Below are 21,235 nucleotides of genomic sequence, written 5' to 3'. Positions count from 1 at the left end.
TCCTGACAAATTGAGGATAGTTGAGTTGAGAGGGTCAATCGAGATGACCAAGGCTACCCTCATGCAAACCGCACCTGGACACGAAGTGCTTGCAGCCGCAGGTAAAAAATATCTACGTCCTGGCGGGAGAATAGCGACAGAACAACTACTTGAGTGGGCGAATTTTCAACCAGGTGAAACAGTTTTAGAACTCGCTGCGAGTTTTGGCTATAGTGCTATATCGCTTGCACAACGCTATGGTGTCAAAGTTGTTGGTGTCGAGAAAAAACCTGAAAGTGTCCGCCAAGCGCGTGACAATATTCGGGCTGCAAACTTAGAAAATCAAATTGAAATCATCGAGGGTGACATTTTCCATCTCGACGCGATACCAGGACAGTTTGATTATGTTTTAGCCGAAGCCATCCTGACAATGCAATCTCCACCAGGGAAGGCTAAGATTTTGCAAGGAATTCGCGATTGCCTCAAACCTGGCGGTAAGTTTCTCTCGCATGAATTATTAGCCCGTGACAACGAAGAACAAATTCGCGCTCTCTTGAAAACTCCCCTCAACGCGGGGAACCCGCGCACGGGGGTTTTCGCTGAACTTGCACAAGTTATTCGCGTTAATGCAACACCACTTTCCGAAGCGAACTGGATTAACATCTATGAAGCCGCAGGATTACACATCGAAAAAGTTCAAACTGGAGCAATGAGTCTCTTAAATTTTAGACAGATGTTTCAGGATGAAGGTATTGTTAATACGCTGCGAATTTTAGGAAATATTCTAACTCGCGAACCGATCCGTAAACGAGTTTTAGAGATGCGACGTGTTTTTAATAAATACCATGAAGAATTAGGTTATATCCTCATCTGTGCCACTACTCAGTAATTTGTAATGCCAACGACACTTTCAAGTAGAAATCATGACTTCTACCATAAATACTAATGTGTCTTCAAAAATCCAACTGCGAGAACAAATTGAATATCCTAGTGCTGGAGTTCTCAGTAAAGTATTAATTAAAGACAACGCTTGTCAACATGTGCTATTTTGTCTTGCAGCTAACACAGAAATAACCGAACACACTTCTACTTACAACGCCACAATTAATGTGATTGAAGGTGAAGGAATATTAACCCTTCAAGGGCAAGAAATCTCTTTGCAGCCAGGTATTTTTGTTTTTATGCCTGCTCATGCACCTCATGCACTAAAAGCAACAGAGAATTTAGCATTTCTTCTCACGCTATCTGAAAAGATCGCACAAAGCTAGGAATAATTTTGTTTGAAGTTACATTTTTTCAGCCAATTATTGATGATTTGAGGCAAAAATATGCAATCAGCAACATTGTACGAGAAACTCGGCGGAGAACAGGCTATTAAACAGGTTGTCGATGATTTTTACACTCGTGTTTTAGCAGACAATACTGTTAATTCTTTTTTTGCACATACAGATATGGGAAAACAGCGTCGTCACCAAACTGCTTTCATCTCATTTGCACTTGGTAGCCCTACTCCTTACAAAGGACGCTCGATGGAAAAAGCACACGCAGGTTTAAATTTACAACCAGAACACTTTGATGCAATTGTTAAACACCTAAGTGAAGCGCTTGAGGTGCATCATGTACCATCAGATGAAATTAATATAATTCTCGAGCACATCGCAAATTTAAAAGAAGCTGTCTTGTACAAGTGACAACGGTGGTTCTAAGGCATCTATGAGCTAGCTCATAAAAGTAGTTAAGAATTTTTGTCAGGCTAGAGATAGTACAGATGCAACTCAAATAGTCTGACACTTCAGGAGGTGACTTTGATGGCACCTAAAACCGAAAAACTTGCCAAAATCTATCTAGAAAGTTCTCCTGCTGAGATTTCTGAAGAGACTACAGATGAGCTTATTGACTTCATCATGAGTCAATTTAAAGCGCTTCCTTTTGCAGTTCAAGCCTCAGAGTATATGTGCTATGACACGGTAGAAGAACTGTACGCAGACATTGAAAAAGGACATCTATGGGTATCAATGGAAACCTACGGCGCAGATTTCTACCCTAATCCCTTTTACGGATTTGCATTTCTAGCGATTCATGACTACGATCACTACCAGACGCATTCTGACTTTAGTCTTGAGGGTGAGATTACAGCATATCGAGCGATCGCAAAGCGTTCTCCTAGCTTAGAAATTCAAAAGATTCTTTACTCTGAGATTGTTCTCAAGTCTGCTGCACATATTTATCTCGGACACGCGCCAGAACCGAAACTTGTTTTTGCTTAATTATCAGAGGTATTCGATACGATGGATAACTTTGATTATGACGTAGTCATTGTAGGCGGCGGTCCCGCAGGTTGTACTTGTGCCCTCTATACTTCCTTCCCGCTATCAGTTAAAAACAGTGATTTTAGACAAAAATCCCTCAGCAGGTGCGCTTGCGATTACGCATAAAATTGCTAACTATCCAGGAGTACGCGGTGAAGTCACAGGAAGTGAATTACTCGAGGTGATGCGTCAGCAAGCGATGGAATTTGGCACTGACTACAAACGCGCTCAAGTTTTTGGGATTGATGCTAAAGATCCTCAGAAAAAAGTTTACACACCCGAAGGGACTTTTATTGGAAGAGCACACTAGTACTAGCAACTGGCGCAATGGGACGTACGCCTTCAATCCCTGGTGAAGCTGAGTTTTTAGGTCGAGGTGTAAGCTACTGTGCAACGTGTGATGCCGCTTTTTATCATAACCGCGAGGTTGTTGTTGTAGGAATGAGCCATGAGGCGATCGCCGAAGCGCAAGTGTTGACAAAATTTGCGGCAACTGTTCATTGGGTAACTGCTAAAGAGCCTGCCAGAAGCAACGAATACGCGCAAGAACTACTATCGCATCCTCAAGTTAAACTTTGGAAAAAAGCCCGCTTATCCGCGATTGAAGGTGACGACAGTGGCGTTACAGGCGCTAATTTGTACTTGATGAGTGATAAGAAAACTCAACATATTTCTGCCGAGGGCGTCTTTGTTTACTTACAAGGAGCCAAGCCCATTGTTGATTTTGTTGGCGATCAGATTGAACTCAAACCTGATGGCGGCGTTAAAGTTGGTGAAATGATGCAAACCAGTATTCCAGGAGTTTGGGCGATCGGAGACATTCGTAACACGCCATTTAAGCAAGCAGTTGTAGCCGCTGGAGATGGTTGCATCGCCGCGATGGATATTGATCGCTATCTCAAGCAGCGCAAGAACGTCAAACCTGATTGGGGTTAACAGCAATGAATGCTAGCAACATTGAGTGTCGTTATTTAGGTTGGGGTGACTTACAGAAATTTCGTCAAACCTCTCTAGCTGATAACGAAGCTTTAATTTACACTCCTCCTACAGGAGATATTCCAGTGTTAATTCGTGGTTTTCTCAATTGCATTCGCTCGAATGAACTCAAAGCAAAATTACCTGCACAACTTTCTGAAAATGATCTTGTAGGAGCAATTGTAGCAATGGTAAGAAATTTGCCAGACAATCTATTAGCAGAATTTGATGAGTGGCTACGTAGTACACAAACGAAATCTACAAATACAGTTGTATATGCTGCCTTAAGTTAGTAACTAAAATAGCATTCTTAGTCAGTGCGTTCAATTAAAGATATACCATCAGTCAAAGCAATCCACAATTCATTTACGCTCATCTTTCTAAATTGCTATTAGCAACTCTAAATTGCTATAAAAAAAGCCCTCACAATCTCTCCTCAGTGTCCTCTGTGGTTCGTTTCAAAAAATATTGACCCCTCAGAGCAAATTCATATAAAACTTGAAGCTTCAGACTACACCATTATTAGTCTTGCAAAAAATTGACCTAATCTCAATCTATCCACACATTTTTGAGATTTTACTATGGCATCAACACTGGTAGATTCACACTCTAAAACGCCACATAAAACACGTCAACTCAGCTTACCTGTGTGGCTAGTTTTAATCTGCATTATTGCCTTCTCTGTTTTATTAGGAACTGGGGCAATTATTTGGAAAAATGCTCCGCCCGTACCAGCAACAATTCGTTCTCCTCAGCAAGAAATCTTACTCACCCAACCAGAAATTCAAGCTGGACAAGAAATTTATCTAGCGCGTGGTGGACAACATATTGGTAGCATCTGGGGACACGGAAGCTATTTAGCACCCGATTGGACAGCCGATGTTCTTCATCGTTGGGGTTTAGCCACTGCGGGAGTTCTATTCAACGAAAATCCTGAGTTCTCGCAAGCTGATTTAGAAGTTTTACCAGTACCAGAACGTGCTAGCTTACAAGCACAAGTCAGCGAGCACTTTAAAACTAATCGATACGATCCGCAAACGCATGAATTAATTCTCACAAATGCTCAAACCGAAGGGTTGAAACAGGTTTTTCAAGATTACCAAAAACTGTTAGCACACGGTTCTGCAATTCACTCAATTCCTGATGGATGGTTTAAGGACGATACGCAAATTCATAATGTTACCGCCTTCTTTTCTTGGACTGCATGGGCTGCTGCAGCAAATCGACCAAATGCACCATTTTCTTACACAGCAAATTGGCCGCATGACGACTTAATTGGTAATCAACCACCAGGACAATTTCTGATTTGGTCAATCGTGTCAATTGTCGTACTTATTGCAGGAATTGGTATATTTTTATTAGTTTATTTGGCTCAAGAAGAATCTGACGAAATACAGCCAGTACCAGCCCGCCCCGCAGTCCGAATTCCTACTCCCAGCCAAAAAGTTACCTCGCTATATTTTGGTGTAGCTATGGTGTTGTTTTTGGTGCAAATTCTCATGGGAATGTTTACTGCACACTACGCTGTAGAAGGAGAAGGTTTTTATGGAATTCCGTTAAATCAATTTCTTCCTTATGCTGCATCTCGCACTTGGCACTTGCAATTAGCTATATTTTGGATTGCAACGTGTTGGCTAGCAGCAGGATTATACTTTGCTCCGCGTTTTGGTGGTTTTGAGCCTAAATATCAAGCACTGGGTAACACAATTCTTCTGATTGCACTTACTGTCATTGTCGGTGGTTCGATGATTGGTACTTGGGAAGCCGTAACAGGAGTTTTGGATGTAAAAAGTAGCTTTTTATGGGGACACCAAGGCTATGAATACATCGAATTGGGAAGAGTTTGGCAAGTGCTACTAATTGGTGGTATGACCTTTTGGTTGTGGTTAATGTACCGTGCATTTAAACCTGCTTTGCAAAAAGAGAAAAACCCCACTGGTTTAAGTCACTTTTTCCTTTATAGTGCAATTACAATTCCTTTATTTTATTCGGTTGGTTTGATGTATACCAATCATACGCCTTTAAGTATTGCTGAGTATTGGCGGTGGTGGGTGATTCACCTTTGGGTCGAGGGATTTTTTGAAGTATTTGCTACAGTTGTTATCGCCTATCTTTGTAGTGAATTAGGTTTTTTGAAGCGTTCTTCGGCTTTAAGAGCAACTTATCTAACGACAATTTTGTATCTAGGTAGCGGCGTCATTGGAACTTTACATCACTTATATTTTTCTGGGACGCCATCGTTTATTGCGGCAATGGGAGCAGTCTTTTCTGCGTTAGAAGTTGTCCCGTTATCGTTGATTGGTTTTGAGGTATTGAAAACACTAAAACTTTCGCAAGAAGCTGAAGGATTTTATCGTTGGCCTTTGTGCTTTTTTATTGCTACTTGTTTTTGGAATTTAGTCGGTGCAGGTGTGTTTGGTTTCTTAATTAATCCTCCCATTATTCTTTACTATTCTCAAGGATTAAATACAACTCCAATTCATGCTCATGCTGCTTTATTTGGTGTTTACGGTTGTCTTGCTTTGGCACTCATGCTATTTGCTTTTCGCGAATTTGTACCAGAAGATGCTTGGAATGAAAAGTTGCTGCGTTTTGCATTTTGGGCAATTAATGGTGGTTTGGTTGTGATGTTAGTTTTTGGTTTAATTCCCAATGGATTTTATCAACTTGTTGAATCGGTAAATCATGGTACTTGGTTTGCGCGGAGTGCAGAAGTCATTACTAGCCCGTGGATGCGATGGACGGTTTGGCTGCGAATTCCAGGGGATATTATTTTTGCGGTGGGTACACTGGCAATGTTTGCGTTTACTGTAAGAGCAATTTTTGCGGTCTTCCGCTTTCCAGTACAGACTAGTATTGCAGAATTAAAGGCTACCGAAGGTTAATTGATTGTTGAATAATTTTTAGTCTCCAAGTTTGATCTTGGAGATTTTTTTGTGCTAAAGCGATCGCTACTTTATCTTGACATTAATCGCATTCTATGCTCCTAGAACTTGTGGGATTTCCGTTACCTTCTGAAAAAAATAGCCCGTACCTCGGTCTGTATGAATAAATTCTGGGTTTTTGGGGTCTTCTTTCAGCTTGACTCGTAGCCGCGAGATGTGAACATCGACAACTCGGACATCGGCTTGCTGGCGCGGGCCATAGCCCCAAATCTGTTGCAATATTTCAGCACGAGATATGACTTCTCCAGCACGCAGAACCAGTAGTTTTAGTAAGTTAAATTCTAAATTAGTTAACCGAATTCGCTCTTCACTAAGCGTGACTTGTCGCTTATTAAAATCAATTTGCAACCTACCTGCGCATACGACTCCCGAACCGGATACGTTAGCGCGATCGACTCGGCGTAAAATTGCTTCAATTCTGACTTCCAATTCCTTAGGAGAAAAAGGCTTGACAAGATAGTCATCCGCACCTAGCTTCAGTCCCGTAATGCGATCTGCAACGTCACCCAAGGCAGTTAGCATGATAATCGGAATATCAGAAGTCTCACGAATTTCTTGACAAACACCATATCCATCTAGCTTTGGTAACATCACATCCAAGACTACGAGATCAGGGTCTTCGGCTGTGAAGACCTCTAAAGCTTCTTTTCCGTCAGCAGCTGCTACAACTTTGTACCCCACCATAGAAAGCCTTGTGGTGAGAATGCGACGGATCATTGCTTCATCGTCTACCACCAAAATTTTCTTCTTATCGCTCGCCACTATCGAGTACTCCTTGCTTGTGTTCAGCAACTCGCTAGCAATTCTTGTCATGGCTAAATTGACCCATCATTAAGATTGCCTCGCGTTTCGAACCTGAAGCGTTTTGAGATGAGTTATTACGGTCTTGATAACAAATGATAACAAATGTTTTCATAAAACGGTGGGCTTAGCCGAAGCGAAGCTGTTTCAAAGAAATGTTTTTTAGCTTGAGGCGTATGTTCATGCCGGTTAAGGGTTGAGTAAGATAGATAGCGATCTAGCAGTTGAGATATCACAATGTTACACAAGCGTGAGTGACTACTTCAAGCTCTTATAATTCATCGTTACAACTTCTGTGACTCACTGGCAAACTGTTATCATCAAAGGTCAAAGCTTACACTCACAAGACTGACATGGCAAATCCCTTCCTTGGTGTTAGGATTCCTCCTGAGTTAGAACAGGCGATTCTTGCCAGGATGAAAGAAACAGGGCAGTCTAAATCAGAAATCGTGATTAGCGCCCTTAGGTCTTATTTGGGCATGATGTCTTGCCATGAAAGGCTAGATAATGTCGATCAAAGGTTGTCAGCACTAGAAAAAGGCGTTAAAGAAGCTCTAGAATTGATGGTTTTGTATAGGCAAAAGCATAGCGTTTATCCTACAAACCATAGTTTTGATCGTCATTCAGATGTATAATTTAATAGCAGTAGTGCAGAAGTACGGTGAATTTACTCGGTACTTTCTAATTCTCCACGCGCGATCGCTTCTAACTTTTCCATATCCAAAATCGCGATCTTTCCACCTCGACTATAAGCAAGGCAGTTAAGACTTTTAATTAATCTTACGCATTCTTCATAAGTAATACCAATACTCCGTGCAATGCGATAGTAAGGTAACTTAACCTGTAAAAAATCGCCATCTTTAGTACTTTTAGTGCCGTATTCTATCGCAGAATAATGAATTACTCTTGCTAAGCGCACGATCGCGCGTTCGGAAACTAAACCATGAACTGTTTCATGCAGTTGTTGCAGGCGCGAATTAAACACCATTAGCATCTGTAAGGCAACATCAGGATTTTGCTGAATTGCGCTGAGTAATGCATCGCGCTCGACAGTTAGAATTTGACAATCCGTTTCTGCTGTTACAGTTGCTGGGGCAATTCCGTTACCCAAAAGTGCTGGCGCGGCAAAAATTTCTCCTGCACGTAATGCCCGTAAAATCGTTTCTTTGCCTGTAGTTGCGGTTTTAGTAACTTGTAATGCTCCATCGATGAGAGCATACAATTTAGCTGGCAAGCGATCGCCTTCATGAAATACAATTTCTCCTTGCAAATATTGGCGGACTTGCGTATGAGGTTGTAACTTCAACTTGTCTGGGGTTTCTAACCCTACCAATATGTTTACTTGCGAAATTTGCTCAATAGTTGCCTGCATATATTTATCATGCAATACGATTTGAGCAACTAGGGAAAAATAAATTTAACTTCAAAGTTGGTAATTGGTAATTAACAAGAATATCTAACTATTACTCATTCCTCTTATGACAATTTTAGTGATGAGGTTCTAGCAATTTCCATAATCTTGAGTCGGTATAATCAGAGATCACTAAGGCTGCACCTAGTTCATACAGTTCACCAGGTTCTTGAGTCGTAGCAATACCGACAGTTTTAATACCGGCTGCAACAGCTGATCGCATTCCTGACGGTGAATCTTCAAACGCTAAAGCTTCGCCTGGCGTGATGCCAAACTCCTTAAGAATATACTCATAAGGCGCGGGGTCAGGCTTAGGGATACCAACCTCAGCAGAGATGACAACGCGGTCAAATGCAGTGGAAAGTTGTAACACCTCTAGCATATATTCCGCATTCGCACGCGGCGCGTTTGTAACTAATGCTTGTTTAAGTCCGCGTTCGGTTCCCCAGGTGATCGCATCATAAACACCAGGAAGTGGCTTGAGATGACCCGCAACTTCGCGGAAACGGGCTTCTTTGCGATCGCTAAACTCATAAATAGCTTCGGTTGACCACTCTGGCATAAAATCGCGCACGATTTGGGGATTGAGTCGCCCACTCATGTGATTTTTGTAGAACTCTTCATCAATCTCAATACCGTATTTCTGCAACATTTCGCGCCAAACTTGGTAATGGAGAGGATCGGTGTTGACGATAGTTCCATCAAGGTCGTACAAAATTGCTGCCAGCATGATTCCTCAAGGTAAAAGCTTATTGCTGACATTAACATAATTAACTGCTGCACCTGCGCGTATTGGTTTGTGTTGTTTTTCACCCTAGTGCTGATTTATCAGTGTCAGGGTAGATGCGTTGGACGGAGGTAATCGGGAAAATACGAACCACAGAAGAGGACACATGGAAGGTGGGTGTAGAGGTGTCCTCTGTTGAGCACAAAGTGTCCGTCCGTACACAGAGTTCGCACAGAAGACTGTATTAGATGGTGTTATGGCCACAGTTATTTGCAGGAAAATAATAATGTTTGTACAAGATAAATTTCTTTGGGGTGTTGCGAGTGCTGCTTATCAGGTTGAAGGCGGTTATCAAGCTGATGGTAAAGGTAGGTCAAATTGGGATGCTTATACGAATGACTATCAGGTAACTAAGGCGTTTATTGACAAACAGCATACAGGTAATGTTGCGATTAATTTTTACGAGCGATCGCAGTATTTGCGAGATATGGCATTGATGAAACAACTGGGTGTCAATGCTTATCGCTTCTCAATTACCTGGTCGCGTATTCTTCCTAATGGGACGGGTGAAGTCAACTCGCAGGGTATGGCTTATTACAATCAGTTAATCGACGATCTTTTAGCCAATGACATTGAACCTGTCATCACTAATTTTCATTGGGATTTGCCATATAAATTACAAGAAAGAGGTGGTTGGAGTCATTCTGATTCGGTTCATTGGTATGTAGAATATACTAACGTTCTGTTTACAAATTACGGCGATCGCGTTAAGAAATTTATCACATTTAACGAACCTTTTATTTATCTATTTTTCATTGAACTTTTAGCACACAATGCGATCGCGAAAAAGGCAAATCCTTATGCGATCAGTAATGAAACTTACGGCAAACAAGCGGAAGCGGTACATCATTTGTTATTAGCCAGTGCGATCGCCACTCAAAATTATTATCAGTTAAATTTAGGTGGAGTCATTGGCATTACTTTAAGCTTTACGCCGACTATTCCGCTGGATGCAAATAATATAAAAGACGTCCAAGCAGCTACGGTGTTTGATGGTTTGCATAATCGCTGGTTTTTGGATGCAATATATAAAGGTAAATATCCAGATGATATTGTGAAATTGCACCAGAAATATAATCCTGCTTTTCAAGTATCAGCAAAGGATATGCAGTTAATCGCTGCGCATAAACCAGATTTTATTGGTGTTAATTTCTATGCGCCAGCCTATATCAAAGCTGATGCTTCCGCACCTTACGGGGCAGAGTGGTTCTCAACGAACCCAGATGAGGTGAAAATGTTTAATGGTCCTGTTCGACCAGAGCATCTTTATCAGCTGCTTGTGTGGATCAAAAATGAGTATGGCAATCCGACGATATATATTACCGAAAACGGTGCAGGTTTTGGAGCGGCTGACGAACAGCTAAACGGAAATATTGTTAAAGATCCTTTACGTACTGACTACATCAAACGTCATATTGATAGTGCTTTACAAGCAAAACGCGATGGTGTAGATTTGCGCGGATATTTTCTATGGAGTTTTTGCGATAACTTTGAGTGGCTGTTTGGGTACGACAAGCGCTTTGGCATTGTGTACGTTGATTTTGATTCGCAGCAAAGAACGCCGAAACAAAGTTTTTACGCATATCAGCAGATTATTAATGAATCGCCTGGCGAATGAATTCGCGGCTGCATAAACAACGTTCACCTGCGTGGACTTTTGAATCAAAATAGTATGCGCAGACACGCTTGGTTTCGTTAGCCTCGACTGCAACCGGAGGCTTCATCACATCGCGATCGCTGGACGATGTTGACTCAATCCTACAACGGCTTCGAGTTGCGCGGCTAATGCGATTAAAGTCGATTCTGCGGCAGGACGACCGACAAGTTGTATACCAATTGGTAAGCCATTATTATCAAAACCCGTGGGAAGTGCGATCGCGGGTTGACCGCTAGCATTAAATGGCGGACATGGTGCAATCCAGTTAACCATTTTTTGCAATGTTGCTTCTGGATTTAAATTAGCCCATTCACCAACAGTAATTGGCGGGTGCATATACGTTGGCGTAACTAGCACATCTACAGAATCAAAGAAGGCGACAATTCGACGGGCGATCACTTGCATTTGTGATACAGCCCTTAAATAATCTCCCGCAGTTCCGCTTTGTGCGAGTAGCCACTGGTTGAGTGGTTGCAAAACTTCTTGCGGAATCCCGCTAGCACCTACTGCGGATTGCCAAATGCGCGTAAAAGGTTCAATTAAGCCGCTAAAATCAGGGCAACCTGGTTCGACAATATGTCCCATGGTTTGTAGTTTTTTGACGGTATCGTGTACCGTTTGTTGACACACCGCATCAGCTTCCCCGATTGGTGGTATTGCTGTTGTAAATGCAATGCGTAAACGTCCTAATTGTTGCGTCGTTGCTGCCAGAAAACTTGGTTCGGGATCGGGTAGCCAATACGGATCGCCCGTGGTATAACCAGACATGACATCAAGTAACGCTGCTGCATCTGTAACTGTACGCGCAATCGGACCATTAGAAGAAAGACCACTCAAGCGATCGCCGACAGGTGCCCATGATACTCTACCGCGTGAGGGCTTAATTCCAACTAAACCACAACAAAATGCAGGACCGCGAATTGAACCGCCGGCGTCCGAACCTTGCGCGATCGCACACAACCCAGCAGCGACGGCTGCGGCTGCACCTCCACTCGAACCTCCTGCGGTATGATTTAAGTTCCAAGGATTGCGCGTTGGTGGAAATCCTGTGGGTTCGGTATAGGGAAAAGAACCGAGTTCGGATGTTGCGGTTTTTCCTAAGATTGTGAATCCTGCATGGCGAAGGCGGGTAACGACTCCATCATCGTAAGTGGCGATTTCGTTTTTTAAGACTGGAACGCCATAAGTACAGGGAAAACCCGCAACAGGATTAAGATCTTTAATTGCGATCGGTACGCCAAAAAATGGTGGGAATTTGTCGCTTCTAGTCAATAACTCTGCTTTGGCTTTCGCATCGGCGATCGCACTTTCTGCCATTACAGTAAAATAACTACCGATTTGACCATCGAGTTGCTGAATGCGTTCTAAGTAAAGTTCGACTAATTCGACGGGCGATACTTCACCGCTGCGGATTAACTGCGCTTGTTCAAGCGCGGAGGTAAAGGCTAAATCAGTTTTATTCATATTCGCTAGCTAGCACATTGCAGGCGAGTCTAGCAAGAAATTCTTCTGTTTTATCTTCTTTCCCTAAAATTAGATTCTCACTTAGGAGTAAATCGATTGACTCAATATGGACCCGATCCCAACCAACCTTATCCGATGGTCGATCATCGTCGTGTTTGCTTGATCAAAAATTTTATTAAAGCGGCAAATATCATTGTTGGTGATTATTCATACTACGACGATCCTGTCGATCCTGAAGGGTTTGAGAGAAATGTATTGTACAACTACGGTAGCGATCGCTTAATTATTGGCAAGTTCTGTGCCATTGCAACGAATGTCAAATTCATCATGAATGGCGCGAATCACAAACTTGATGGAGTATCTACGTATCCTTTTCCGATGTTTGGACACGGTTGGGAAACTGCGATTGATCAGGTGATGAATTTACCCAGCAAGGGCGATACTATCATTGGTAACGATGTTTGGATTGGCTACGAATCGCTGATTATGCCAGGAGTGACAATTGGTGACGGTGCGATCGTTGCTGCAAGATCTGTCGTCGTTAAAGATGTTCCTCCTTACACTGTTGCTGGCGGTAATCCTGCACAATTACTCAAACAGCGATTTAGCGATTCGGTGGTGGAATTGGGATATTGATAAAATCACCCGCAATATCGATTTGATTATGGGTAGCGATGTGAATAGGCTATGCAATGCTTTATAAAATACAATTTCCAAAGATAGAAAAGAACCAAACTACTTTATTAAAGTTCTTATCTGCAATTATGGCAGCACTGCTGTGTAAGAAACTTGTTTCAATAACCTTTACTAAAGTATCGCGAGAAACAAGTTATCGCTTTCATAATTATGCAAAAAAAGAGGTAATTTGTTGTAAATGACATCCTACCTCTCTAAAAAAGAAATGCTTTTAGAACTGGTCTAAACTTTTGTTCGATCTGTCAAAATTTCGTAACCACTATCGGTGACTAACACGGTATGCTCGAACTGTGCCGAAAGCGAATTATCTACTGTTACTGCTGTCCAGCGATCGCTTAGTGTCCGCGTCAATTTAGAACCAGCGTTTAAAATCGGTTCGATGGCAAGGGTCATTCCCGTCCTTAACTTGACATTTGGCATTTCGCGCGTGCGGAAGTTAAACACTGAGGGTTCTTCATGAAGGTTACGACCGACACCATGACCTGTAAAATCTTCGACAATCACAAAGCCATTTGCTTCTACATGGTCTTGAATTGCGCCAGCAATATCCATTAGATAGTTTCCGGCTTTGACTTGTGCAATACCTTTGTATAATGCTTCTTCGGCTACTTGAATCAACTTTGCAGCTTCAGGAGTCACATCACCAACTGCAATTGTAATGCACGAGTCACCGTGAAAGCCTTGATGGTATGCACCTGTATCGACTTTTAAAACGTCGCCGTTACGAATGACTTTTTTGGGATTGGGAATACCGTGAACAACTTCGTTATTGATACTCGCGCAAATCGAACCAGGGAAGCCGTGATAGCCTTTGAAGCTAGGAGTTGCGTCCATTTCGCGGATGCGCTTTTCTGCATAAGCATCTAAGTCAGCTGTCGTCATTCCTGGCTGTACCATCTCAGAAATTTCTTTGAGCACCGTAGCTACAATCTTTGCCGATTGACGCATGATCTCAATTTCACGCGCTGATTTAATTTCGATACCTCTGCGTTGCTTTTTCTGACGCGGGGCTTGAGTTGGTTGATATAGTAAGTTGCTAAGAATGTTCATGAGATATCGATGTGATAACAGAGGGGATTAAGAATGACGACAGCAGAACATCGCTGTAAATCAATTGTGCAATAGCTGCGCTCTGGGCATTTTAATAAAGTATTACTTTCTATTCTAAAGTAATTTATCTTTTTGCCACAGGCGATCGCAATTCTCATTGGTTAGCCGTACTACTTCCTGGTCCTGCGGTAACGACGACAATGTTGTTTGGTTGCAACAACTCTTTTGCTGTTTGATTGACTTGGGTAAGTGTCACTGAATCGATTTTTTGAGGAAAGGCGCGTAATTCGGCTGCACTAAGTTCATGCACTGCATTCATTAAAATTTGAGTTGCAATGCTATCAGGATTTGCCAAGGATACGGTATAACCGCTTGTGAGCGATCGCTTCGCGGTATCTAGTTCGTTTTGACTGACACCTTGATTGTGAACTTGTTGTAACAATCGAGTGGTACTAGCAATTGCCCGCGCTGCATCTTCTGGAGAGGTTTGCATTTGAATTAAGAATGGACCTGCGTTTCTACCTGCTTGGAAATAGCTATAAATGCCATAAGTTAAACCTTGGCGATCGCGAATTTCGGTTCCTAGGCGACTGGATAGCGTATCTCCACCCAAGATTTGATTCAATACCAAAGCGCTGTAGTAGCGCGGATCGCGTCGTTCAATTCCGCGATAACCCATCAACGTAATTGCTTGGGTTTTGCCAGGTAGAACAGGGTTACGCCGGACTACAGAATTGGGTAACGACACTTGCGGGTAATTCACCGCAGGCGGTTTACCTGAAGATCGCCAGTTTTTAAATTGTTGTTCGAGAAGCGATCGCACTTGTTGCGGTTCAAAATCTCCGACTAACGCCAAAGTAACTTGGTCGGGACGATAATGCTGCTGATAGAAGCGCATCACATCTGCGCGGTTAATTTGCTGCAAGCTTTCTGCGGTGGGGAAGCTATGGTAAGGATGGTTTGGCGGATAAATTGTTTGTTGAAATTGGCGTCGCGCTACCTGCGCAGGTGAATCTAACTCTAGCTTTAAATTCGTCAAAGCACGTTTTCGTGCGAGTTCCAATTCATTCGCAGGAAAGTTCGCATTTTGCATCACATCCGCAAACGTCTCAATTAAAACGGGTAAATCTGTGGCTAAGCTGTAGCCAGTCGCGTCAACTCCTTCACGAAAAGCCGCGAATTCTAACCTCGCGCCGCGATTTTCTAGCGATGCAGCTAATGTTTGTGCATCTTTCGTCTTAGTGCCATTCATCAAATTATCTGCGGTGAGTGCAGCTAGTCCAGCTTTCGCATTAATATCGTATTCTGAACCTGCTTTGATGTAGCCACTGAGTGTCACTGTCGGCGTACTTTTATCGGGTAAAAGTAAGACTTCTAGCCCATTTGTTAGTTTAAATTGCTCAGGTAACTGACGCGCGGTTGGTGTTGCTGATTCGATTGGTGGTAGGTATTTGGCTACTTCTGCGGGGTCAACGGGTGGTCCTGCGGTGAAGCTTTCGTGCGTTTGCGTTGCACCTGCTGCGCCAACAGACTGATCTGCGGCGATCGCTGTTGGTTCAAAAAAGCCGACCCTGCGTTTTTCTGGTTGTAGATAAGTATTCGCGACGCGTTGGACATCTGCTGGTGTAACTTGTTCGATGGCGGCTAAGTAGCGGTCTGTAAAACGGTAATTACCTGCTGTTGTTTGGTTATAACCAAGTTGCATTGCTTGCGAGGTAATATCGCGATTACTTAAAATGACTGTCGCTTTGACTAAGGCCTTTGCGCGGTTAACTTCTGCTTGGGTAACGCCTTTTGTTTGCAGTTGCGCGATCGCCTGTTGCATCACACTATCGATTTTTGGCAACGCTTGACCTGGCGCGGCGGTTGCTGCAAGATTATACCAACCAGATGATTTCATGCTAGCGACATAACCGCCAGCATCGCTTGCTAACCCTGATTCGATTAATGCTTGATACAGCCGTGAATTTCTACCTTCGCTGAGAATGTAATCCATCACATCAAGTGCTGGTACATCGGGATGATTAACATTCGGTAATGGATAAACTGTCTGTAATGAAGCTGCTGCGCCTGGTTCGCGCAAGACAATTGGCGTATTAGCTCTTTTTGGCTCGTTGTTTGTGTTAGATTCTGGTCTACGACTTTGAACGAGTAGCGATCGCAACTTCTGTGTTCCACTCACGCTAGGCGTGGACTCTTGATTCGGGATTTTGCCGAAAGTTTCATTAATTGTTGCTAAAGTTGTATCCGTATCAAAATCCCCCACAACAACTAAAGTTGCATTTTCTGGGCTGTAATAATTACGGTAGTATTCGCGGACTTGCTCGACTGTAAACTTTTGCACGTCGGATCTTGTACCACCTATGGGTAATCCGTAAGGACTTTTAGGAAACACCGCCCGCATGACAGCGCGACTGAGGCGGTAGCCTGGATCATTTTCATATCCTTGTAACTCAGAGATGACAACACGTTTTTCGCTTTCGAGTTCCTCTGCATCTATTAACGCATTTTGCATCCGATCTGCTTCTAGTGTCAGCAATGCTTGCAACTTGTTGCGTTCTACTGTCCCAAAGTAAGCCGTTTGGTCGTAGCTGGTAAACGCATTCGAGTCACTTCCTAAAGCATTAAATAAGCGTCCAAACTGAATCGGGCGATCAGTTGTTCCTTTGAATAACATATGTTCTAATTGGTGCGCAATGCCATTCACTCCTGGGGCTTCATCCCGCGAACCAATTTGATACCACACTTGTACGCTCACGACGGGCGCAGTACGAACTTCTTTTGTCAATACTGTTAGCCCATTTTCTAGTACTGTCTTGCGGACATTTTCTGTTACTGAGAGCGGTTGATTGACTACTGATGCATTCGTCTCAGCCTGTACAGGTGCTGGTTGTGTTGCAGCCCAACTACTATTTAGTAGTAAAACTCCACTTAGGCAAAAGCTAAATAATAAAATGGCTAGCCGCTGGCGGCGTTTGGAGAAGAACACGAGTATTTATTCCTTGTAACTCAGACTTTTTTATATTTTCGATCGACCTTCGCGGACTATTTTTGTTTCCTTTTCGCTTCGCAGTCAACAAAGGAGATTGACTACGGCAAGCGTATGTATAATATGTAACCTTAATTATATGTTATGTCATACACTATTATCAGCTGGAAAAAGCCTAAAAAAAAGTCGAAAATGCCAACTTTGGGAAGAAAAATTTGACTACAAAATCTTTCTTCCGAGGTAAGTCTGAGTTAGCTATCAAGACTAACATTTTAATAAAGATTACAAACCCGTCTGAAATTAAATTGAAGTTGGTTAATTGCAGCAATTTTACTACAAATTATCCAACTGAATTTAATACACCGCAGTCAAAGAGAGGGAGAATACTGTGTTTTTTCACAAAAAAGAACCAATTCACGTTGTCAATATTGATGAAGCAAACCCCCGTTTTGCCCAGCTACTGCTAGAGCAGTTTGGGGGAGCAACAGGCGAACTTTCTGCTGCTTTACAATACTGGGTACAGTCATTTCATGTTGAGAATCCTGGCATCAAAGATATGCTTCAGGATATTGCAATTGAGGAATTCGGTCATTTAGAAATGGTCGGTAAGCTGATTGAAGCGCATACTAAAAATGTAGACCAGACAGAAGCATACAAAAGTACATTGTTTGCCGTACGCGGTATGGGACCTCATTTCTTGGACAGCCAGGGTAACGCTTGGACGGCTAGCTATCTCAATGAAGGTGGTAATGTAGTCCGCGACCTACGCGCCAATATCGCGGCTGAAGCGGGTGCGCGTCAAACCTATGAGGATCTTATCAAATTAGCCCCTGATGAGGGTACTAAGAAAACTTTAGTACATCTACTCACCAGAGAAATTTCTCACACTCAGATGTTTATGAAGGCTTTGGAGTCTCTGGGTAAGCTCACCGATCCATTCTTCGGTGCAATTCAGCCGGATGAAACCGTAGATATCTATTACAATCTATCTACAAACGGCAAGCAAGACGAGCGCGGTCCTTGGAACTCTGAACCAACCTTCCGCTATATTGCAGACCCAGTTGCAGATAAGCAATAAGATACCTAGTTTTCGAGTGTAAGAAATAGATTCGAAAAGGTCAGTAGGAATTTAACCCGCTGACCTTTCATATTTTTATGAAATATAGATTCTTAATTGCTAAAATCAGAGTTGTCCAAAATTTTGACTGAGTTATGGTCGTAAGAAACAGACAAGAATGATACAGAATAAATCAAGAATACGGTTTTAATTATAATAGCTAAGAGATAACAATATTGATATTACTTGGTTGATGCCATCTGCTTATTTGCTAGTATCACATGGAAGTCGCGACCCGCGACCTGAATTTGCTATGGAGCAGTTGGTAAGATTGCTTGCGGACTCGTCAGCCAATCAACAGCAGTGTAGAGATCGTTTCTATCGCGCGTCTACATTCAGTGTCAGTTCCATTAAGCCGCCACTTGTTGATAAAGCCTGTTTAGAGTTAGGTTCGCTATCATTAGCGCAGCAAATTAAGGAATTTAGCGATCGCGCGCTGACTCAAGGTTACAAAAAAATACAGATCGTCCCAGTCTTTTTACTACCAGGAACGCACGTTAAAGAAGATATTCCCGCGCAAGTCGTGATCGCTCAACAAACTTTAGGAAACGAAATCACAATTAATTTGCGACCGCATCTCGGTACGCATCCAGGTTTAGTACGTCTGTTAGCCGCAACGATGACTCATAACGACATGGCCAGTTGGATTTTATTATCGCACGGTAGCCGCCGCCCTGGTGCGAAAGACCCCGTGAAAGCCATAGCCAAGCAGTTGAATGCCATAGATGCTTATTGGGCAGTTGCACCGAGTTTAGAGGCACGCATACAAGCATTAGTTACCGCAGGTCATCAGCAAATCGGGATTTTACCCTACTTTCTGTTTGCTGGAGGGATTACTGATGCGATCACGCAACTCGTAGCACAATTACAAGCGTCTTTTGGCGCAAAGTTACATTTAACTGAACCAATCGGCGCGAGTGCAAAGTTAGCAGGTTTAATTTGGGACTTGGTTGAAAAATGAACGACAATGCACGCAGAGAAAGAAGAATTGGGTAAGGTTTATTTAGTGGGTGCGGGACCTGGAGATCCAGGATTAATGACGCTTAAAGGGAAAGGATTGTTAGAGTGTGCAGATGTTGTCATCTACGATGCATTAGTGAGTCCGGCAATTTTAATGATGATTAACCCGCAAGCGGAAAAGATTCATGCGGGAAAACGTCGTGGGCGTCATTCGTTGATTCAGGATGAGATTACGCAACTTTTAATTGAAAAAGCCCAAGACAACGCGATCGTAGTACGGCTAAAAGGCGGCGATCCGTTTGTTTTTGGTCGCGGTGGTGAGGAAATGGCAGACTTGATTCAGGCAGGAATCCCCGTTGAGGTTGTGCCTGGAATTACTTCAGGTATTGCTGCACCTGCTTATGCTGGAATTCCATTAACGCATCGTAGCTATAGTTCTTCAGTAACATTCGTAACAGGTCACGAAGCCGCAGGCAAGTACAGCCCAATCGTCAATTGGCACGCGATCGCGCATGGTTCCGAAACGATCGTCGTCTACATGGGAATTCACAATCTCCCGCATATTATCGAACAGTTACACGCCGCCGGATTAAGTTTAGATACACCCATTGCTTTAGTCCGCTGGGGTACGCGCCCCGAACAAGAAGAGTTGATTGGGACAATAGAAACAATTGTGGCGCAGATGGAAGCGAAACAATTTAGCGCACCGGCGATCGCGGTGATTGGCAATGTCGTCAATCTGCATGAGGTTTTGTCTACTTGTCGTCCAGGGTAAAAATAAATTTTGCATGATGAGTTAACTGCATTGCTAAATCTAAAATATAAAGTCATCTGTAATGAACTCAATACTTAATCTTCGTCTGAACCATTAATCAACTCGCGTCACAATAGAAATTGATGAGTTCGGTAGAGTCAATATTTCTCACTCAAGCGTAGATATTCAAGTTCAAACTCCTAGCGATCGCCTTGACCGTTATTTGGCACAAGCATTACCCGATTTGTCGCGATCGCGCATTCAAAACCTGATCGAACAAGGACAAGTACAACTTAACGATCAAGTTTGTACCTCCAAAAAAATTACGGTAAAACTAGGCGATCGCATTACAGTTGAAATTCCCGATGCACAACCGCTTGATTTACAACCAGAAGATATTCCCTTAGATATTCTTTACGAAGATGACTCGCTGTTAATTATTAATAAACCAGCAGGGTTAGTTGTTCATCCTGCACCTGGTCATGCTGGTGGTACACTCGTCAATGCTTTACTTGCGCACTGTCCTAATTTACCTGGAATTGGCGGCGTACAGCGTCCTGGAATTGTGCATCGTTTAGATAAAGATACGACAGGGGCGATCGCGATTGCCAAAACCGACTTTGCACAACAACATCTGCAAGCACAACTCAAAGCAAAAACTGCGCGTAGAGAATATCTCGGTGTTGTTTATGGTGTTCCGAAATCAGAGAGTGGTACCGTTGACTTTCCCATCGGTCGTCATCCGGTAGATCGCAAGAAAATGGCGGTTGTCTCTGTAGAGAAAGGAGGACGTTCTGCGGTTACGCACTGGCAGACTTTGGAGCGATTAGGTAATTATACGTTGATGCACTTTCAGCTAGAAACAGGACGTACGCATCAAATTCGCGTTCATTGTGCTGCGCTGGGTCATCCGATTGTGGGCGATCCTGTTTACAGTTCGGGTCATTCGGTTGGGGTGAATCTTCCAGGACAAGCACTACACGCCTGGAAACTTAAGTTACAGCATCCTATGAGTGGTGAATTTATTGAAGCGATCGCGCCTTTGCCTGCTAGTTTCACTACGCTTTTGCAAGTTTTGCGTCGTCGGATGGCGATCGCTTGATTGGGGTGCTGGTTGTGTGTTTAACGAGTCGCGATCGCAGCTAAACTTCACCGACTGATTAGCTAAAGAATTGCAACAACTAATAGAAATATTTAGATACAACTCATTTGTATTTCTTAATATTTTGTATTTAGATTCAATGACTATGAATAGGGTGAAAGTCTTACTCCACAGACTATAGAGAAAACATAAAGAAAAAATAAAGAAAAAATATCGAGCTTGAATAAGTATAATTACGT

Annotated in this window: 20 protein-coding genes and 1 pseudogene; 15 read left to right on the top strand and 6 right to left on the bottom strand. The window is 42.8% G+C overall.

Features of this window, described 5'->3' with window-relative positions:
- The first annotated feature begins 43 nt into the window (after positions 1–43).
- The 8 genes from NIES1031_RS09160 (at position 44) to NIES1031_RS09130 (ending at position 6,148) form a co-directional block, all read left to right on the top strand.
- Positions 44–868 carry an SAM-dependent methyltransferase gene (locus NIES1031_RS09160; protein ID WP_073549110.1) on the top strand — a complete coding sequence of 275 codons (825 nt, stop codon included), beginning with the start codon at positions 44–46 and terminating at the stop codon, positions 866–868.
- A gap of 34 nt (positions 869–902) precedes the next feature.
- Positions 903–1,247, top strand: coding sequence for a cupin domain-containing protein (locus NIES1031_RS09155; protein ID WP_073549109.1), 345 nt, complete (start codon positions 903–905; stop codon positions 1,245–1,247).
- A 60-nt stretch (positions 1,248–1,307) separates the two neighbouring features.
- On the top strand, positions 1,308–1,670 hold the full coding sequence (locus NIES1031_RS09150) for a group I truncated hemoglobin (RefSeq protein ID WP_073549108.1): 363 nt from the start codon (positions 1,308–1,310) through the stop codon (positions 1,668–1,670).
- Between the two features lie 117 nt (positions 1,671–1,787).
- Positions 1,788–2,246: a transposase gene (locus NIES1031_RS09145; RefSeq protein WP_073549107.1), complete on the top strand. Its 459-nt coding sequence runs from the start codon at positions 1,788–1,790 to the stop codon at positions 2,244–2,246.
- A 79-nt stretch (positions 2,247–2,325) separates the two neighbouring features.
- Entirely contained in the window at positions 2,326–2,598 is a 273-nt protein-coding gene (locus NIES1031_RS25545) for an NAD(P)/FAD-dependent oxidoreductase (protein WP_236738768.1), read from the top strand.
- A 17-nt stretch (positions 2,599–2,615) separates the two neighbouring features.
- Complete coding sequence (locus tag NIES1031_RS25540; protein ID WP_236738767.1) at positions 2,616–3,224, top strand: NAD(P)/FAD-dependent oxidoreductase; 609 nt, start codon at positions 2,616–2,618, stop codon at positions 3,222–3,224.
- Between the two features lie 5 nt (positions 3,225–3,229).
- Positions 3,230–3,556, top strand: coding sequence for a hypothetical protein (locus tag NIES1031_RS09135; RefSeq protein ID WP_073549106.1), 327 nt, complete (start codon positions 3,230–3,232; stop codon positions 3,554–3,556).
- Positions 3,557–3,844: 288 nt separating this feature from the next.
- Positions 3,845–6,148, top strand: a complete 2,304-nt coding sequence (locus tag NIES1031_RS09130; protein ID WP_073549105.1) for a nitric-oxide reductase large subunit — start codon at positions 3,845–3,847, stop codon at positions 6,146–6,148.
- A gap of 93 nt (positions 6,149–6,241) precedes the next feature.
- Here the strand turns inward: NIES1031_RS09130 and rpaB are convergent, their stop codons facing one another.
- Positions 6,242–6,970, bottom strand: coding sequence for a response regulator transcription factor RpaB (gene rpaB / locus NIES1031_RS09125; protein ID WP_073549104.1), 729 nt, complete (start codon positions 6,968–6,970; stop codon positions 6,242–6,244).
- Between the two features lie 392 nt (positions 6,971–7,362).
- Here rpaB and NIES1031_RS24825 point away from each other — a divergent pair, with 392 nt between their 5' ends.
- Entirely contained in the window at positions 7,363–7,644 is a 282-nt protein-coding gene (locus NIES1031_RS24825) for a hypothetical protein (RefSeq protein WP_015190923.1), read from the top strand.
- Between the two features lie 32 nt (positions 7,645–7,676).
- On the opposite strand, the gene NIES1031_RS09115 is transcribed toward NIES1031_RS24825, so the two are convergent.
- Together NIES1031_RS09115 and NIES1031_RS09110 are read right to left on the bottom strand one after the other, a co-directional pair.
- A complete protein-coding gene (locus tag NIES1031_RS09115; protein WP_073549103.1) occupies positions 7,677–8,381 on the bottom strand; it encodes a Crp/Fnr family transcriptional regulator in 705 nt (234 codons plus the stop codon).
- Between the two features lie 115 nt (positions 8,382–8,496).
- Positions 8,497–9,150, bottom strand: a complete 654-nt coding sequence (locus tag NIES1031_RS09110) for an HAD family hydrolase (protein WP_073549102.1) — start codon at positions 9,148–9,150, stop codon at positions 8,497–8,499.
- A 283-nt stretch (positions 9,151–9,433) separates the two neighbouring features.
- Between NIES1031_RS09110 and NIES1031_RS09105 the strand changes: the two genes are divergently transcribed.
- Positions 9,434–10,825, top strand: a complete 1,392-nt coding sequence (locus NIES1031_RS09105; RefSeq protein ID WP_084544290.1) for a glycoside hydrolase family 1 protein — start codon at positions 9,434–9,436, stop codon at positions 10,823–10,825.
- Between the two features lie 105 nt (positions 10,826–10,930).
- On the opposite strand, the gene NIES1031_RS09100 is transcribed toward NIES1031_RS09105, so the two are convergent.
- Positions 10,931–12,328: an amidase gene (locus NIES1031_RS09100; protein ID WP_073549100.1), complete on the bottom strand. Its 1,398-nt coding sequence runs from the start codon at positions 12,326–12,328 to the stop codon at positions 10,931–10,933.
- Between the two features lie 135 nt (positions 12,329–12,463).
- Between NIES1031_RS09100 and NIES1031_RS09095 the strand changes: the two are divergent.
- Positions 12,464–13,031: pseudogene (locus NIES1031_RS09095) on the top strand (CatB-related O-acetyltransferase).
- Positions 13,032–13,246: 215 nt separating this feature from the next.
- Here the strand turns inward: NIES1031_RS09095 and map are convergent.
- A complete protein-coding gene (map, locus tag NIES1031_RS09090; protein ID WP_073549099.1) occupies positions 13,247–14,074 on the bottom strand; it encodes a type I methionyl aminopeptidase in 828 nt (275 codons plus the stop codon).
- 154 nt (positions 14,075–14,228) lie between these two features.
- Positions 14,229–17,063, bottom strand: a complete 2,835-nt coding sequence (locus NIES1031_RS09085) for a M16 family metallopeptidase (protein ID WP_073549098.1) — start codon at positions 17,061–17,063, stop codon at positions 14,229–14,231.
- Between the two features lie 388 nt (positions 17,064–17,451).
- On the opposite strand from NIES1031_RS09085, the gene NIES1031_RS09080 reads away from it, so the two are divergent.
- From NIES1031_RS09080 to NIES1031_RS09065, 4 genes are all read left to right on the top strand, one after another.
- Positions 17,452–18,141, top strand: coding sequence for a manganese catalase family protein (locus NIES1031_RS09080; RefSeq protein WP_073549097.1), 690 nt, complete (start codon positions 17,452–17,454; stop codon positions 18,139–18,141).
- A 232-nt stretch (positions 18,142–18,373) separates the two neighbouring features.
- Complete coding sequence (locus NIES1031_RS09075) at positions 18,374–19,141, top strand: sirohydrochlorin chelatase (protein ID WP_073549096.1); 768 nt, start codon at positions 18,374–18,376, stop codon at positions 19,139–19,141.
- A gap of 6 nt (positions 19,142–19,147) precedes the next feature.
- Positions 19,148–19,915, top strand: a complete 768-nt coding sequence (gene cobA, locus NIES1031_RS09070) for a uroporphyrinogen-III C-methyltransferase (protein WP_073549095.1) — start codon at positions 19,148–19,150, stop codon at positions 19,913–19,915.
- A 142-nt stretch (positions 19,916–20,057) separates the two neighbouring features.
- Positions 20,058–20,996, top strand: a complete 939-nt coding sequence (locus NIES1031_RS09065) for an RluA family pseudouridine synthase (RefSeq protein ID WP_084544289.1) — start codon at positions 20,058–20,060, stop codon at positions 20,994–20,996.
- Positions 20,997–21,235: the final 239 nt, after the last annotated feature.

Source organism: Chroogloeocystis siderophila 5.2 s.c.1, from assembly GCF_001904655.1.
In the GTDB taxonomy this organism is placed as follows: Bacteria; Cyanobacteriota; Cyanobacteriia; order Cyanobacteriales; family Chroococcidiopsidaceae; genus Chroogloeocystis; species Chroogloeocystis siderophila.
Note: the sequence above shows the minus strand (reverse complement) of the source record. Positions and strands in the feature narration are given on the sequence as shown.